This window comes from Paenibacillus sp. DMB20 (genome assembly GCF_000987955.1).
Lineage (GTDB): Bacteria > Bacillota > Bacilli > Paenibacillales > Paenibacillaceae > Paenibacillus_AQ.
Genome location: NZ_LAZU01000018.1, coordinates 120,481 through 134,738, shown reverse-complemented (window position 1 = coordinate 134,738; position 14,258 = coordinate 120,481). Strand labels below are relative to the sequence as shown.

At 45.7% G+C, this 14,258-nt stretch carries 19 protein-coding genes, 2 pseudogenes and 1 riboswitch; of the genes and pseudogenes, 6 read left to right on the top strand and 15 right to left on the bottom strand.

Annotated elements, in window-relative coordinates; genetic code table 11:
- Positions 1-340: 340 nt before the first annotated feature.
- The 11 genes and pseudogenes from XI25_RS36740 to XI25_RS06825 all read right to left on the bottom strand — a co-directional run bounded on the left by XI25_RS36740 (position 341) and on the right by XI25_RS06825 (position 6,678).
- A complete protein-coding gene (locus XI25_RS36740; RefSeq protein ID WP_046677936.1) occupies positions 341-523 on the bottom strand; it encodes a DUF5659 domain-containing protein in 183 nt (60 codons plus the stop codon).
- On the bottom strand, positions 520-1,011 hold the full coding sequence (locus XI25_RS06855; protein ID WP_046677935.1) for a hypothetical protein: 492 nt from the start codon (positions 1,009-1,011) through the stop codon (positions 520-522). Before XI25_RS06855 ends, XI25_RS36740 begins: the two co-directional genes overlap by 4 nt.
- 68 nt (positions 1,012-1,079) lie before the next feature.
- Positions 1,080-1,538 (bottom strand): hypothetical protein, encoded by a 459-nt coding sequence (locus XI25_RS06850; protein ID WP_046677934.1) that lies wholly within the window; start codon positions 1,536-1,538, stop codon positions 1,080-1,082.
- A gap of 92 nt (positions 1,539-1,630) precedes the next feature.
- On the bottom strand, positions 1,631-2,467 hold the full coding sequence (locus tag XI25_RS06845) for a hypothetical protein (protein ID WP_046677933.1): 837 nt from the start codon (positions 2,465-2,467) through the stop codon (positions 1,631-1,633).
- 51 nt (positions 2,468-2,518) lie between these two features.
- The gene (locus XI25_RS34250) at positions 2,519-3,004 is read right to left on the bottom strand and encodes a phage antirepressor KilAC domain-containing protein (protein ID WP_235439717.1); all 486 of its coding nucleotides are present in this window, start codon (positions 3,002-3,004) and stop codon (positions 2,519-2,521) included.
- A 42-nt stretch (positions 3,005-3,046) separates the two neighbouring features.
- A pseudogene (locus XI25_RS34245) lies at positions 3,047-3,374 on the bottom strand (Rha family transcriptional regulator); the annotation flags it as partial.
- 66 nt (positions 3,375-3,440) lie between these two features.
- A complete protein-coding gene (locus XI25_RS31085; RefSeq protein WP_152669078.1) occupies positions 3,441-4,109 on the bottom strand; it encodes a hypothetical protein in 669 nt (222 codons plus the stop codon).
- Positions 3,994-4,497 (bottom strand): ParB/RepB/Spo0J family partition protein, encoded by a 504-nt coding sequence (locus tag XI25_RS06835; RefSeq protein ID WP_052759477.1) that lies wholly within the window; start codon positions 4,495-4,497, stop codon positions 3,994-3,996. The genes XI25_RS31085 and XI25_RS06835 overlap by 116 nt, the downstream gene beginning before the upstream one ends.
- A gap of 1,306 nt (positions 4,498-5,803) precedes the next feature.
- A complete protein-coding gene (locus tag XI25_RS32825) occupies positions 5,804-6,049 on the bottom strand; it encodes a hypothetical protein (RefSeq protein ID WP_152669077.1) in 246 nt (81 codons plus the stop codon).
- 11 nt (positions 6,050-6,060) lie between these two features.
- A complete protein-coding gene (locus XI25_RS33275) occupies positions 6,061-6,231 on the bottom strand; it encodes a hypothetical protein (protein WP_160308885.1) in 171 nt (56 codons plus the stop codon).
- Positions 6,232-6,333: 102 nt separating this feature from the next.
- Positions 6,334-6,678 carry a hypothetical protein gene (locus tag XI25_RS06825; protein WP_235439716.1) on the bottom strand — a complete coding sequence of 115 codons (345 nt, stop codon included), beginning with the start codon at positions 6,676-6,678 and terminating at the stop codon, positions 6,334-6,336.
- A gap of 281 nt (positions 6,679-6,959) precedes the next feature.
- Here XI25_RS06825 and XI25_RS06820 point away from each other — a divergent pair, with 281 nt between their 5' ends.
- On the top strand, positions 6,960-7,175 hold the full coding sequence (locus XI25_RS06820; RefSeq protein ID WP_046677930.1) for a helix-turn-helix domain-containing protein: 216 nt from the start codon (positions 6,960-6,962) through the stop codon (positions 7,173-7,175).
- Positions 7,176-7,257: 82 nt separating this feature from the next.
- Positions 7,258-7,488 (top strand): hypothetical protein, encoded by a 231-nt coding sequence (locus XI25_RS06815; RefSeq protein WP_046677969.1) that lies wholly within the window; start codon positions 7,258-7,260, stop codon positions 7,486-7,488.
- 483 nt (positions 7,489-7,971) lie between these two features.
- A riboswitch (cobalamin riboswitch) is annotated at positions 7,972-8,159 on the bottom strand.
- A 497-nt stretch (positions 8,160-8,656) separates the two neighbouring features.
- Here the strand turns inward: XI25_RS06815 and XI25_RS06810 are convergent.
- On the bottom strand, positions 8,657-8,980 hold the full coding sequence (locus tag XI25_RS06810) for a hypothetical protein (protein ID WP_046677929.1): 324 nt from the start codon (positions 8,978-8,980) through the stop codon (positions 8,657-8,659).
- Between the two features lie 90 nt (positions 8,981-9,070).
- On the opposite strand from XI25_RS06810, the gene XI25_RS06805 reads away from it, so the two are divergent.
- Both XI25_RS06805 and XI25_RS06800 read left to right on the top strand, forming a co-directional pair.
- Positions 9,071-9,535: a DUF3102 domain-containing protein gene (locus XI25_RS06805; RefSeq protein ID WP_235439715.1), complete on the top strand. Its 465-nt coding sequence runs from the start codon at positions 9,071-9,073 to the stop codon at positions 9,533-9,535.
- A 55-nt stretch (positions 9,536-9,590) separates the two neighbouring features.
- A complete protein-coding gene (locus XI25_RS06800; RefSeq protein WP_046677927.1) occupies positions 9,591-10,007 on the top strand; it encodes a hypothetical protein in 417 nt (138 codons plus the stop codon).
- Positions 10,008-10,869: 862 nt separating this feature from the next.
- On the opposite strand, the gene XI25_RS06795 is transcribed toward XI25_RS06800, so the two are convergent.
- From XI25_RS06795 to XI25_RS06785, 3 genes and pseudogenes are all read right to left on the bottom strand, one after another.
- A complete protein-coding gene (locus tag XI25_RS06795; protein ID WP_046677926.1) occupies positions 10,870-11,211 on the bottom strand; it encodes a YolD-like family protein in 342 nt (113 codons plus the stop codon).
- Positions 11,208-12,480 (bottom strand): annotated as a pseudogene (locus XI25_RS06790) (DNA polymerase IV). The gene XI25_RS06795 and the pseudogene XI25_RS06790 overlap by 4 nt, the downstream one beginning before the upstream one ends.
- Positions 12,477-12,854, bottom strand: coding sequence for a hypothetical protein (locus XI25_RS06785; protein ID WP_046677925.1), 378 nt, complete (start codon positions 12,852-12,854; stop codon positions 12,477-12,479). Before XI25_RS06785 ends, XI25_RS06790 begins: the two are co-directional and overlap by 4 nt.
- A 198-nt stretch (positions 12,855-13,052) precedes the next feature.
- Here XI25_RS06785 and XI25_RS32820 point away from each other — a divergent pair, with 198 nt between their 5' ends.
- The gene (locus XI25_RS32820) at positions 13,053-13,499 is read left to right on the top strand and encodes a hypothetical protein (RefSeq protein WP_152669076.1); all 447 of its coding nucleotides are present in this window, start codon (positions 13,053-13,055) and stop codon (positions 13,497-13,499) included.
- A 94-nt stretch (positions 13,500-13,593) separates the two neighbouring features.
- Positions 13,594-14,085, top strand: a complete 492-nt coding sequence (locus XI25_RS31080; protein ID WP_235439714.1) for a fibronectin type III domain-containing protein — start codon at positions 13,594-13,596, stop codon at positions 14,083-14,085.
- Positions 14,086-14,258: the final 173 nt, after the last annotated feature.

Genomic DNA, 14,258 nt, shown 5'->3' with positions numbered 1-14,258 from the left:
CCGCAAGTAATTTTACGCGCGGCCGGTCAATCCGTAGGGTCGACATTATTGCCTCGTAGGACAAGAAACACGCCCCGAATCGATCGTTACACGAACCATCTTCCCGCGTATGATTACCGTCAATATACGATTGCAGAAGGAAGTAGAACGCTACAATGTCTCGAATTTCCGGTTTACGCCTTGATCCAGCAAAGACTACGTCATATGCTTCGGAAATTATACGCGGAAATACTTTGCGAATAAGCTCACGATTGTACACCTCGTAACCTCCGGGGCTGTCTAGCAGCGTCCCTTTGTCTCCCGGTAGAGGTTTTCTTGCCGTTTCAACTCCATTTGTCATTTAATTTCCTCCATTCGTTAAGTTGAACTCTGCAATTGCCTCCTGTAGTTCCGGCGTATTCTTGAAAAAGAACACGTTTCGGCCTGGATATCTGTGGTTTTCTCCTATACCCTTAAGCACAAAACCACGCATCATTAAGTGGCCGGCCATCTTTTGCGAGAGCACTACGAAGTGGTTGTTCACGCTACCTCACCCCTTAACTCGTATAGATTAATAGTCTGGCGCCATGGGTTTATGTCGCGTCGCTCGCCTTTCTCCGTAATGACGTGATCCTGATGGATCGCTACTACCTTTTGCAACGAAGTTTTCCGTACCATCATGCTCAAGCTCGTTATCGGAACGCTCCGAATTATCTCTTCGGCTGCCTTCTTCGTCCTGGCGAATACCAGCCGATAACCGTCGAATTGAGTCTCGTAACAGTAGCAGCGCCTGCCTGTTCCAACGAGGCTAACCGTTTGGATTGCATCGAGTACTTCCGTTACAATGTCGCAAACATCATCGCGGGTAAGCCCGTAAACACGTTTCGGATGGGTCTCGCGGCTAAGTTCGATCGCCATTTTGACGATAAACTTTTCGAATGATTCCGCGGAGAGGCTGTGCATCGTAGCAAAGTCAACTTTACGTTTAAGGAACGATTCAGCGTGTAGATAGAAAGTTCGTATATCCGCCACAATATCAGACCCCCATTTGTTAGAGTTTGAAAAGAAAAGCCTACGCTTACCGCGCAGGCACTTCTCAATTATTTATTTTCGTATATGTCATCCTCGCTAAAAATAATCATTCCGCCCTTACGCCGGCCTGTTACCTCCGAGACCATGTCGATAGAGTCATCATATTCTGCGATTTCCCTGCTTCGACGAAGGCTCAGTTCGAGTTCGGAAAGAATCGGATAGTCTCGCGGATCATATCCGGCAAACACCCAAACGTTAAGCCTTTCGCGTTCGAACTTCGGAATATTTTCGCCTGTAACGTACTTATAATAGCCGGATAGATCGTTCGCAGCCGTATGTTTCTCCGCCATTTGCAGGGAAACAACCGTTAATCTATCTATAATTCGCGTCAACATTAACCGATTGTCAGCGCCCACAGTGAATGCGTCTTTCCAAAAATATCCGTTATCCCAAATATCGCGGAGTCCGCCGTTTTCCCGTACAAACGTATTTGCCTGATCTACATGTACCTGAACTACTGCTCCCATTTGTTATCGACCCCTTTGAATTTTGATTATGTAGCCGGTGGACCCCGGCTTCCCTTCCTTACATCTACCTTATATGCAATAATAGGAACGTTTTATAGAGTCCTTTCTCGAATTTTTTCGAAAGTTTTTCGGAGGCTACTCTCCTCAACGTCCAATTTTTTCGCAATGTACCGGAATTTCAAACGATAAGCACCCATTTCGTCAACGCGGTATTCGCCCATTTCCCCGCATCCTGTATCCTGCAGAACTACTTCGTATGCACGTTGCGCGTAGCTACGCTGTGTCTTCGTCAATCGATCGAGTAGTGCGGGCACTTCCGCATCTTTAACACGCCGGTCAAGAACGATACTCCACGCATGAGGCGGCTGAGGGTCGACGTACACGTTGTAAAAGGTTCCATCTTCATAGCGTCTGCCGAGTCGCTTTGTCCCGTTGTAATCTACAAGTAAACGCGTGTACTCCGTCTGAAATGCCCGATTGATATAGCTAACGACTGCGCGCTTTTTTCGGAATGGATCTACGCGGTTTAATGCATGCTCTAGAGCTGGGGTTATTACATGTTTGAGGAGCTGAATAAAATCTAAGTATCCCTCGATGTCGTAGCACAGGGCCTCAAACGCATCCCCTAAATAATCCCGAACAATTCCGGCATTAGCAACCAACGTCTTTAAATCCGGCTCTGCGAAAATGTCGATACCTAGCGCGCTCATAATTGCCCTGCGATATTCCAGAAGTGCAGTTCGTTCGTATCCCAGTGCTTTTAGTTCTGCTTTACAGGCCTTGCCTATCCTATCAGCGATAAAAGTTGTCGGGTCCTTTTCGTTTGGTGCCGACTCTAGGCGGAAGTGACCTAGTATTTCATCTATGATCTCTCGATTACCTTCAGCCTGGTACCGTGCAACCTTTGTTTTGAATTCCTCGCGTAACAAGCCGCTCCCCCTCCCATTTAATAAGGGGGCCGTTAAGGCCCCGTTTCTCTATTACGCATTAATCCGCAGGTTCACCGTAATTTCCTTCGATTTCCTGGGCGCAATAACCACCGTATTATTGCCGATCCCAGCGTCTTGGTTCGCTTGAATGCCGCGCTCTGTTAACGTTTGGTGGATCAATAGTCGCCCAGCCTGCGTCCATCGCGTGTGCAAGACGGTTTTGGTGCCGCCGGTTTCAAGCGGTATCGGGTGCGTGACGGATTTCGTGAGGCCCCGACGGTGATATCTTGCGCATAGTATCCACTGGCCGCCGGACCTCTTCTGTATTCCCGCCTCCTTTAATATCTGATTTAAGCGCTGGGCCGTCAGGCCGTAGTCGGCCGCGATTTGCGAAATATTCAACGTATCCTCTGAGCGCAGGATTTCGTCGAGATACGTAAGGCGCTCCGCTTGTTCTTCGACTTTTTTCGGCGAGAAGGAGTCGTTCGGCTTCGACTCGGTCCCGTTCCTTTCGCTCTTCGATCCAACGCTCGGCACGCGCTACTGGGTCGTCAATCATATAGGAAGGAGCCGAAAGCGACTGTAGTTGCTCGCGCATTCGTTTGAACTCCTCCAAAAAACGGACCTTCATTTTCATAGCGGACGGCGTGATGTATGACATGGCAATAATAGCGAAACCATCCTCAGTCATTTCGTATTTTCGGTATGATTGGCCGTTTTGAGGGTGCGTGTAGTGGGTGTGCCCAAAGTTGGACCTACCCCACTCCCCCTCCCCTGCTTCTTCTAACTTTGCAAGCTGACTGTCGATATCTCTCATCACATGCTTGTGTTCCTTCGCGAACACCTCCGCTACAGTCAGACTGTCCGTTACTGCTCGTCCGTTACTGATAAAAACCAACTGCGTCAACTAACATCGCCCCTTTTTGTTATTAATTCGTCATCTATGTTAACGGCCGAAGCCGGTGCGTCTCGGTCAAAGTGTGTCACATGATACATCGTCATCATGAAAGACAAACTGTTGACGGAACACTCGATCCATGAGACCATCGTCGAACTCCCCTGTTGTCTCGTTGTATATCTTTTGGCTTCTCCTTGCGATCTCATCTTCCGGCCAAGCAGGGCGTTTCCCGTCCGAAAACATCGCTTCGGCTAATCTATCCGTTCTCTGATAAATCTCCCAACGAGCCGGCGCTTCGGGGTCATTCTCCGCCCCCTTTAGCATTCTGTCACGGAGGAAATCAATGTCGCCTGGCTCTAGGCTCTCTATTCTAAGATCGTATTGAAGACAGTAACCGTGGGCCGTAACGGAGAAACTTTCGTATTTTTCGATGTGCACAGCCCAGTGCCCGGTAAATACCGCGATGATCGCCGCCAAGAACCGTTCACGTAGAGCGTCGACCATTCCGGCCACATCACTCACAGTTACCTTACCTTTCGCGGATTTAATTGAGTTCAGGATAGCTTTTTGAAAAAAGTCAAAGGCCGTTTTCTCATCCCCCTTAAAACAGCGTTTTCCGCACAGCCGGTCAATTAAGGCCTCTATTTTGAGTATCTGAACGGCGTGGCCGCTCGATATAACTCCTTCTGCAATTAGGTCCTGCACCTCTGGAATTAGCTTTAGCAACCTTAATTTCGTCGTCACGTAAGTCCGACTCTTGTTGACTTTTTTTGGCGATAGCGTCATGCGTCAGCCCGAGTTCTACATAACGTTGGAATGCGCGAGCCTCCTCCATCTCCGTTAGTTGCTCCCGCTGAATGTTTTCGATAACCGCCAAGTGAAAGGCATCTTCATCGCTTAACTCGCGGACATCAGCCCGTATTGTACCGAGCCCAGCAATCACATGTGCTCGATATCTACGCTCACCCTGAACGATCTCAAAATTTCCGGCTTTGGGGCGGACTAATATCGGAGACTGTAATCCATCCGCCTTAATTGATTCCGCTAGCTGGCGCAGGGATTCTTCATCGAAATGCTTGCGGGGCTGATCCGGATTGACGACAATACTTTCTAAAATTAGCTCTTTGGTCACGATCGATCTCTCCTTTTGGTCAATTAACCTGCGTATTCTTTAAACTGCCGGGCTTTTAATTCCGCGGCTCCTTCGAGATAGCTGTCGTAAAACAATCCGGTCGGACTTTTTCATATGTACCCTCCGTTTCGTTTCCCTATTGTATTATCTACGGTAAATTCGGCGACTGCACACTTTAGGCAGAAATTTATTTTTGCCTTACTATATATGCTCCCTCACACTCCGTACTTACACACTTTTCGCCTCCTTACGCCTTCACAGTTATATACAAAGCTAGTTAACCAGGTTGCGCACCTTTTCACTCTCATTTACATAGACAATTCGCAAGTCCTCCCTCGCACACTTTTCCGCAAATTTCCGCCATTACTAACCTAGATGCCGGCTGATTTAAAAGTGTACACTTTGGTGCGAAATTTTTTTCGTCCTACATTAATCTAGAAAGCTACTTGGACAGTCTGCACACTTTTGCACGTGACTATGACCGCCTCCTTTCGTTTTCGATGTATTATCTACCGTTCCGGAGATTTCCGTACACTTTGGCGAAAATTTTTCCGCTTTCACATACATCAATGCCGGCCGACCGGATTTCGCACACTTATTTTCCTTCGTCACCTGCGCGAGCTGTTCCGTCATATACTTCAACGACAGCCGATCCGATTTCGCACACCCTAGCGAATTTTTGACGTTCATTAACTTAGACGGATGCCGATAGAAAACCGCGCACCTCCCGACCTTATTCTTCACCTTGTATGTTCCCACAGACTACTAATCCACGTGCTTGTGTTTCCGTCTCGCCTGATTATGACCGCCTCCTTTCTGCCTTACACTCCATATGTTCCCGTCCGACCAATTTCCGTACACTTTGGCGAAAATCTTTTCGTCTATATTTACATAGACACCGGTCATCTTGATACTTCACAACTTTTCGATTAATTTTTCTAAAAAATAAGCGACACCTCACTTTAATATAGAAAGCTTGGCCGGCGTTCTTCACATTTCACATGCCTAGACGGACGAGTTTCAAAGCTTTACACTAAAAAATCCTCTTCTTATATGATACGGACACAAAAATCTTGTTTTGGGACATTTATTTATAAAAAATAATGAAACCTCGTACATATGTTCGCGTATTAGATAATATAAAAGGACGACCGGTACCTGATCGTCCCAAAGTTTCATACGCGGAGAGCGTACCTGAATGCGGAGCCTATCCCGCCGCCCATCCGCAAGCTATATCGATAAACGCGGTTTTGAAATGTTGGCCGCACTTCATTCCGCAGGAGTAAGAACCGGCCGATAGTTGGCGCTACCGACCGGAGATACCGCCTGAAACCGTATTCGCGGCGGCAAAGGCCCGCATGGCGATTCTTAACCGCTGGCTAGGCGGCAAGATACGGGCATTGAAGCGGTCCGCATGGCGATCCCTACCGACTGCAACCGGTAGAGTACGGATGTAGGTCACGTTTGGAGCCGCGACCGGTCTAAGTGAATCTAGCGGATTCGTAATGCGCGCACCCCTCCACTCGTCAGCCGCTGCAACGGCCGGCATCATCGGGGAACCGGTCAAATACCGAGATAACGGCGGTGTACGGCCGCCTTATACGCCATCAGGCGCGCATGACGATTGGCTGGCGGCTTCTTGGCGGATCTGCCGACAAAGTAGTCATAGCGGCTGCGTCCGTATTGATTCGCCTTGCGGGCGTAGTATTGGATGCGGTCGATTAACGGTTTCATTACGACAACACCTCCCGCAGGATAAGGCCGAGGAGCCAAGCTAATCCTTTAATAATGGCGCGCTGTGTCTTGCGACTGGTGCGGCGGGATACGGAACGACTACTAAGCGGATAGGACGGCGCTGTATGCATTGGTTGCGGCCCCCTTTCTAATAAAGCCGAGTTCGTCTAGCTGTGCCTCAGTAACGTCCATACATCCGTCCGTCGCCCGCTGGTCCACGCCTGTTATGCGGCAGAAGGCGGCCGGCACGATTGCGATAGTCTGGCCGAGACTTAGCGCGTTGACCTCGAAGTTAGCAGCGTATACCCGGCCGTACTCGTCGTAAACACGGCGCAAAGTATAGCGGATTTGATAGCGGTTCTTGTCCATGATTTCCGCGATGATGCCGAGTCCTTCAAGCTGGCGCTCCGTAGCTTCAACGGTGCCGGCGCATACCTTCCGATTCATTTGCGGGAATACTGCGTAGAATAGCCGGGACGGGATAAAGCGGCGTTGACCGGAAAGGGAAACTTCGTAAAATCCGCGGCGGGATGTGCGTTCGAATGCGATGGTTTGCGTGGGGACAATTATTTTTTTCGTTCATATTTGGAACCTCCAATATATTATTTGCACACTGTAGTGAACATTTAGCTGACCTCAGTATACACACCACAATGTGCGTCGTCAATAGTGTAATTGATATTTTTTACACTCTAACTTATAATTTTCTTATTGAATGGAGGGCCAATATGGGAATCAAAGTTCATCTATCGCGAATAATGGGAGAGAAAAGGATAAAGATTTCCGAACTCGCTAGTATGACCGGACTACATCGGAATGGGCTAACCAAGCTTTATAACGAGGATACGGACGGCATTAAGTTTGATACGCTCGAAAAACTTTGCCGTGCCTTAGGATGTTCGGTTGAGGACCTTATCGAATACATAGAGGATGAAAACGAATGAGGAACTTAAAGGGAACCATCGCAGGGATTATCGTGCTTGCTGCCTTATTTATTGTAATTTACCTTTTCGCTGTTGGACCGTCATGAATATAGAGCGCGAATGCTACTATCTTTCGCAAGACGTCCATTTCTTCGCGGCCGCCCTGTCTCAGGCGCTAATTTCCGTTTGGGAAGAAGATCCGGCCGGAGTATATATCGAAGCTGAACGCGGCTATGTTGACCGGTACACGCCGAACAGCGTCCGCATTCGGAACGAAAAGACCGGCGCTCATACGTGCTACAGCCGCGATGCAGCGATGTTTCAGCGCTTATAAACGAAAAGGCCCCGCCGGCATAACGCCAGTAGGGCCGTTTTTATTTCGTATGTGTCACGTGACACTGCCGCAAATCAAAGCCGGCTTAACGTTCGACGACCGACGAACATGAAAAAAAAAACGCCTAACTGTCGCCAAATATTAGCGGCAAATTAGGCGTTTTCTGTTCGGTGGAGATGTACGCATCGTCAGATGAGAAAACGCAGCTCTCCCGCTTACAGATCGGTAAGAACTGCGTCTTCATCGGTTATTTATTTCGGTCAATCAGTGATATGACGATTTTAAGTATCTCAAAAATTATGAACGCGGTTAAGGTTGCGGCCCCAAGCATAAGCGAGAGAGTGTTATGATCCATATTAATCCTTCGCTCCTTCCCTTAATGAATTAAAAAACACTCTCCCCGATCAAGGAAAAGTGCAGTATGGTCATTAAGTGAAAAGGACTTTGCCCCATTCCTAACCATACACATACTAACCCTTGATAGGGGTTAAAGATGTGTAGGCAGGTTTTCTGACTCGGATCACTTTAGCGGCAATGAAGCCGTCTGCAAGCTGCATATTAATGTAGAAGTGTCCTTACAGTGGCGGGACCGTGATGGATTTTCACCAATCTTCCCTATTAAGTCTAAAGGAATTATCTCATCCTAAGACGCCTAAACAAAGAGTATTTTCTTATACAAATTATATCCCGTTGGTACTTGTTTGTAAATAATCACGGGCGGACTTTAGTAATTAGCCGCAGTTTAAGTACTTAAATTGCGCAGACCTATCCGTAGCGTTCGGGCCTGCGCTTCTTGTCTGATTTAAACTGCTCATCGCCTCAAAATTAAACGACCTGCTCGATTATGGCGATTTGTTTGTTTACAAAATTTAGGAAGGAGCGAATAATTATTCCCCTCACTTCTTCATATGTTGAGGTTATTTCGTATAAACGTCGTTCGCGTTTATCTTTCTTGAATTCCTTCAATTTAAGGTCATTTAACATACTTGAACGGATGTCCTCCTTGTCCGTTGGGGTACTAGAAAATGAAAATTCATAATAAATCCCTTCATGCACGTATTTATTCCTGACCTCGCTAAATATCCTCGCAATATACCCAAGATCTAATTTACCATCGTACCCGCGATCATCTGCGATTGATCTAGCAAATCCTTCTTTAAGTAATTTCTTATCTTGTTGATTTTGTAAACTCCTCGAAAAAGAACTTAATTCTCCCGAGTCTGTTTACTTTCTCTATATCTTCATCGGGGTTCAAAAGATGGAATATTGCTTCAATGCATATTACAAAATGGGCCATCTGAATTCCATGACCGCCTCTTCCGATTGCAGCAGCCTCCCCTATTGAAATAAGTCGATGGACATTGTTGATTATCCTTCTAGGCAAGGGGTTGCTCATTTCATAACACTTTTCTATAAAATTTCTTGTTTCTTTGTTATCTGGAAAAAATGGCTCATAAAATTTGGTCAATTCATCCTCGACATTTGTCCGCATAGTACCGCCCCCATGATTATCAACTTATTTTAAGTGACAACGTCATTGAAATATACAACCTAAATTTTACCATACTTGGTGTTATAATTGGTGAAAACAGCCGAGATAAACGCGTACAAACGGGTCGCCGGCGAAGCTATTTTCGAAATCGGTCGCCGCCTCAAGTCCGTTCGTGACGCTAAATCAGATAGCGCGGATGAAAAAGAACGAAATCTTGCACATCAGCGTGAAGAAGCTGGCGGTTGGATACGGTGGCTTGAGGAACACGTAGACTTTTCGCGAGGACATGCAGACCGTTACATTAAGGTTTGTGAACGAATCGACCCGGACGTCTTGTCGACAAGACACACCCTCGACGCTCTGTACCATATGTCCACGCTCCCTCCCGAAGAACGAACGCGCGGCCACACGCTGAAATCTGGCGCCGTTAAAACTCCGAACGAAATGACCGTACGTGAATTACGTGAAGTCAAGGCGGCACTCAAGGCGGAAAGGGAGGCGCGCTCAAAAGCGGAGCAATGTATTATCAGACAAATGACAAAGATTTCATATTGAAGTTTATTATTTTAATGTATAATATTGATAGATTCCTTATCTTGGGAGTGTATTCATGGACAAAGAAGCAGAGGAGCAAAATTCACTGAATTTAGAAAGTTGTAATGTTATACTTGATACCGCAAAAACTATATACAACGAAGAATATGACAGATTTAAACAGATAGAAACGAAGACTGGGGTAACTATAGGTTTTGTCGGTGTTTTGTTTGGTTTCTTTCTCAATTACTTAATCTCCGCAAAACTCAATAGTAACGATGTCGGCTACTTAATTTACGCTTTCGGGCTAAGATTTATTATTATAGTTCTCTTGACGGTGAGCGCATTAAAGTTCATAAGTGCTATTAAGGTGGGAGAATTTGATCAAATTAATATTGACAATGTTGTTGATACAAACCTTGCTAAGGAGCCTCCCGAAAGTCTGACATTATCTGTTGCAGCTACTTATCAAGACGTTATTCAAAAAAAATGAAGAAAAAAATCAATAAAAAAGACAGATAATTACAATAAGGGACTTAAATTTATGGTATACGGTTTTTTACTTTTCTTAGTACACTTCTTTATAGAGGAGACAATAAAACATGTCTAATTCAAATGGTACTAACGGTAATTTTTCAAGTAATTCATCCAACAAACCACCAAGTTTAGGAACAAGACCTGTTAAGAGGGAAGCATTCTCTACTGGAAACAACAGTCACCCGCCAAAACCTCCTAGTAATCCTAAAAAGTAACAAAAATGCGCAGGTTTTGCGGATTTCCTCCGAAACCTGCGTTTCTTTATATTCGGACGGTGATATAGAGAAATTAGCGCAAGCTAACCTGCGGATAAACGTTTATTCCCATACACCATTAGAACGCCTAATTCTCCGCTCAGATTCGCTAAAACAACGAAAAAAAGCGCCCGACCTACGCGAATGGTGCCGCGTTCGGCTTCACTTCGAGCATGTCCGCGAACTCATAGCCGCTTTGAGTAGTTTGAAGAGTTGCCGACGTCGGCAAGTTTGGGAAAGCGAAATTACTTGAACTTATTACTCTCCCATCCGATGTTGATCGCGGTAAGTTTGTTTCCGAGTCGTACACGATCCCGTATAAGGCGCCACTAAAGCGGTAGACGAAATGACCGTTAGAGAATTGCGCGAGGTTAAAGCGGCACTAAAGGCGGAAAGAGAGGCGCGAGCTAATCTCTTTGTTCGTCGGAAATTCCGACAATTTGTCAGTATAGCGTAACTTCTTACAATTTTTGAACAAGCTATGTTCGTTTTAGTAAAAATTACCGCGATATCAGCGCCTCTAACCTTCGGACGACCGTTAGTACTCCCACGCAATCAGAACGCCTAATTTGTCGATACTATATCTTCAACTCTGATCCACTGCCAATCCCCCGGTGCAATCGCCAGTTTGATCTCTCGTCGAAATGTATGAATTGTAGTTACGATCCCTCTCAGTTCCGTATCTTCATTTTCATCAAACAGCCGTATCGTAATTTTCCGATGATCATGAAATGACTCAGCTAATGCATTTTCAATCAATTCAATCTCCTGAACATCTAGGGACGGTCTACTCTTCCGCCCCTCTTCGTTTTGCTGACGATTTATTGCCTCCTTGTGTTCCGGAAGCATCATACGACTGGATTCCCAAAGGCCGTTACCTTCCAATTTTTTTCTCGTTGTTGTCATTTATAATGCCCTCCTATCTTAGCCGATCGATCGAGCGCCTGACCGGCTGCCGTTTTGGAAACCGCCCTAATTACGATTGAATCCCCATACTTGCGTTTTAGGGCATCGGTTGCACGTTCAAGCGCCATCTGCCTCTCGCGGCCAAGGTCAAACAACGACAACTGGTATTCATTATCAGGAGTAAGCTGCGTCAAGCTGATCCCTACCCGACGGATTGGCAGGCCGTCCCAATGCTGCTCTAGCAGTTTGCAGGCCCACCGAAACACCTGATTGGTGATGTTAGAAGGGTCCTCCATCTTCATTTGCCGCGAGAACCCCGTGGGGTGATCGAAGTCTGCCCCCATACAACCGACCGATACAACATGACCGGCAAAACCAAGTGACCTGCAGCGCTGGCAAACCAACTCCGTGAGTTCCAGCAGTACCACCTTGATTTCTTCCAAAGTCCCGTAATCACGAGGCAAGGTCATCATGTGGCCGACAGATTTAGGAGCGACTTGGTGCGTTCCCGGCCGTACTGGACTATCGTCGATACCGTTAGCGATACGCCAGTACATTTCCGCCTGGATATCCGAATTTTTTTCCGAACTTCCTCCGCATCATTTGTTTCAGTTTTGCAAGGGGTGTCTGAGCTACGCTGCCGATCGTCGGCAAACCCATCACGGTAAAATGACGCGTCATCCGGCTGCCGGCCATAAACATGTCGCTGACGGGTCGTTTCCAGAGTGTGTCGGGAAGCATCTCTTTGGTCAGGGTGTATATGCCAGACGGGTTTTTCTTGGCGTAGTTATCACAGGCCGTCTTGGCAAGAATTTTGGTTTCAGCAATGCCAAAACGCGCGTATACTCCCGTCGCTTCTAGGATGTGATCTTGTATCATAAGAGCGAGTTTCTCGGGCGTACAGTCAAATAGATGCAATGATCCGGTCACGTCCAAAAATTGTTCGTCGATGCTATAGGGCTCAACCAAATCGGTATAACTTTTGTAAATCTCAGTTATCTGCATGGAGACGTCAATGTACTTTTGCATACGGGGTTTGATTACAACGAGCTCTGGACACTTGGCAAGTGCTTCCCCTAACCTCTCAGCTGTTGTAATCCCTTTTGCCTTCGCGAGAGGGCATGCCGCCAGCACAATACCGGAACGTCTTTCCGGATCCCCGGCAACAACTAAAGGACGATCTTTATACTCTGGATGATCCGCTTTTTCTACAGAAGCATAAAAAGACTGGCAGTCGCCTAACATGACAACCCGTTTTGCTGGTTTCATGATAAACACCCCTTGTCTTCAATTCGTAGTCCCAAATATGTGTAGGACCTCTGTTCGATTTCTGCCTCGATCAGTCCCCATAGCATTGACAGCTTATGGCGGTACCCCCTACATAAAAATTCAACCTCAATTCCGAGCTTCGTCCTTCGATCTTCATAAACTTTCAATCCCCGATCACGCATATCACGACGTACTTGTGCCAAATCACTCAAAGCAGCTGCCTGCAATTGATCGATTATAACACTGGTCAGCTCTGTCGTCCTTAAGTCTGCCCTGCAAAGGACCTCCCGATCGCGCTCTAACACATCAAGCAATAGGGGCAATAAGGTGTAGTCCTTCACCAGTTTTGTTTCATTCGGATTTAATCCAAACATAATCACTCCACCTCAATGGGAACGTTTGTTTGTATTATATGCGAACAATTGTTCTTTTATCAATGTGAAAAATTCCCTCCTTAATTCAATATAAATTTGCATATATAGACATTATTGTTTAGACAGCACTTAGTTTAATTCGTATTATGTTTTTGGAAACTCAATTTAAGGGAGATGTACATATGAAGAAGTTTTTTTATGTCTGTTTTATTGTCACTATTCTTGGTTCTTAGCTTCACCAGTAATATTTATGCAGCAAGCATTGGACAGCCCTTAACCAGTCCAGAAGAAGGTTGGAAAAGATATGACGATTCCAATAAAGCAATTGAATACATTGGGGACTGGAATACCCAAATCAATTCTTCATTTTATCAAGGATCAATGCGTTATACACAAACTTATAGTGGGACTAAAATAAAATTCGGGTTTGTTGGTTCCAAAATCAGATACATAGGAGTGGGTCACCCTTCACATTCAACACAATTAGTAATTACGATAGATGGGGTAAGTGAATCGTTTAGTCAAAGAACTAGCGGTGTTACTTATCAACCTCTTGAGTATGAAAAAACAAATTTAGATTTTGGTTATCATACTGTGGAAATAGTGTCTAAAAAATGGTTATGGGCCAAGATTAGATGCTATTGATATTGATGATTCTGGATATTTAGTTGAACCTAATGCTCCACTAAAGCTCAATGCTTCCTCAGGAGATAGCCAAGTAACTCTGAATTGGGATCAAGTGAAGAACGCAGAAAGCTATATTGTTAAGTACGGAACTGAATCAGGTAATTACACCCAAAAAGCCACTGTGACTAAAGACGTATACGGTAAATTCGAAATTCGAGGCCTTACGAATGGTACCACTTACTATTTTGTCGTAGGTTCAGTTATTAATGGAGTAGAATCTGGTTATTCAAATGAAGTAGCCGCAACACCACAAGCAGCTACTCAACCAAAGCCTGAGCCAGAACCGACAGGTAATCGTGCAATTTTGGTTGTTACATTGATTGACGGTATTGAAAAAGAATATGATCTCCCGATGAGTGAAGTGAACGCCTTTATCAACTGGTACGATTCAAAAGATGCAGGAACAGGTCCATCAAAATATGCTATCAATAAACACAGTAATAATAAGGGCCCCTTCAGTAAGCGAACTGATTTCGTTCTATTTGATAAGATTTTAACTTTTGAAGTGAATGAATACTCGGCTGCCTCTACTTCCAAACAATAAAAGCTTGATTAATTCATTGGAAAAGACCACTCTGGCTCAAGCCTCGGTGGTCTTTTCGTCGCACCATGTCGCCAATGTTGCTAGCCTCGCAGCCCTGGTCCGTGTAAATAGTTGGCGTTAAAGCTACCAACATATACCGCCTCTATCCCGCATAGCCTAGCGCTATAATCGGT

Excerpts from the sequence above, each read along its gene's own strand:
- XI25_RS06795 (WP_046677926.1), bottom strand. The coding sequence starts at position 11,211 with ATGACAACAACGAGAAAAAAATTGGAAGGTAACGGCCTTTGGGAATCC.
- XI25_RS06825 (WP_235439716.1), bottom strand. The coding sequence starts at position 6,678 with ATGAATCGGAAGGTATGCGCCGGCACCGTTGAAGCTACGGAGCGCCAG.
- XI25_RS06820 (WP_046677930.1), top strand. The coding sequence starts at position 6,960 with ATGGGAATCAAAGTTCATCTATCGCGAATAATGGGAGAGAAAAGGATA.
- XI25_RS06800 (WP_046677927.1), top strand. The coding sequence starts at position 9,591 with ATGGACAAAGAAGCAGAGGAGCAAAATTCACTGAATTTAGAAAGTTGT.
- XI25_RS32820 (WP_152669076.1), top strand. The coding sequence starts at position 13,053 with ATGTCTGTTTTATTGTCACTATTCTTGGTTCTTAGCTTCACCAGTAAT.
- XI25_RS06815 (WP_046677969.1), top strand. The coding sequence starts at position 7,258 with ATGAATATAGAGCGCGAATGCTACTATCTTTCGCAAGACGTCCATTTC.
- XI25_RS06785 (WP_046677925.1), bottom strand. The coding sequence starts at position 12,854 with ATGTTTGGATTAAATCCGAATGAAACAAAACTGGTGAAGGACTACACC.
- XI25_RS06810 (WP_046677929.1), bottom strand. The coding sequence starts at position 8,980 with ATGCGGACAAATGTCGAGGATGAATTGACCAAATTTTATGAGCCATTT.
- XI25_RS33275 (WP_160308885.1), bottom strand. The coding sequence starts at position 6,231 with ATGAAACCGTTAATCGACCGCATCCAATACTACGCCCGCAAGGCGAAT.
- XI25_RS06850 (WP_046677934.1), bottom strand. The coding sequence starts at position 1,538 with ATGGGAGCAGTAGTTCAGGTACATGTAGATCAGGCAAATACGTTTGTA.
- XI25_RS32825 (WP_152669077.1), bottom strand. The coding sequence starts at position 6,049 with ATGATGCCGGCCGTTGCAGCGGCTGACGAGTGGAGGGGTGCGCGCATT.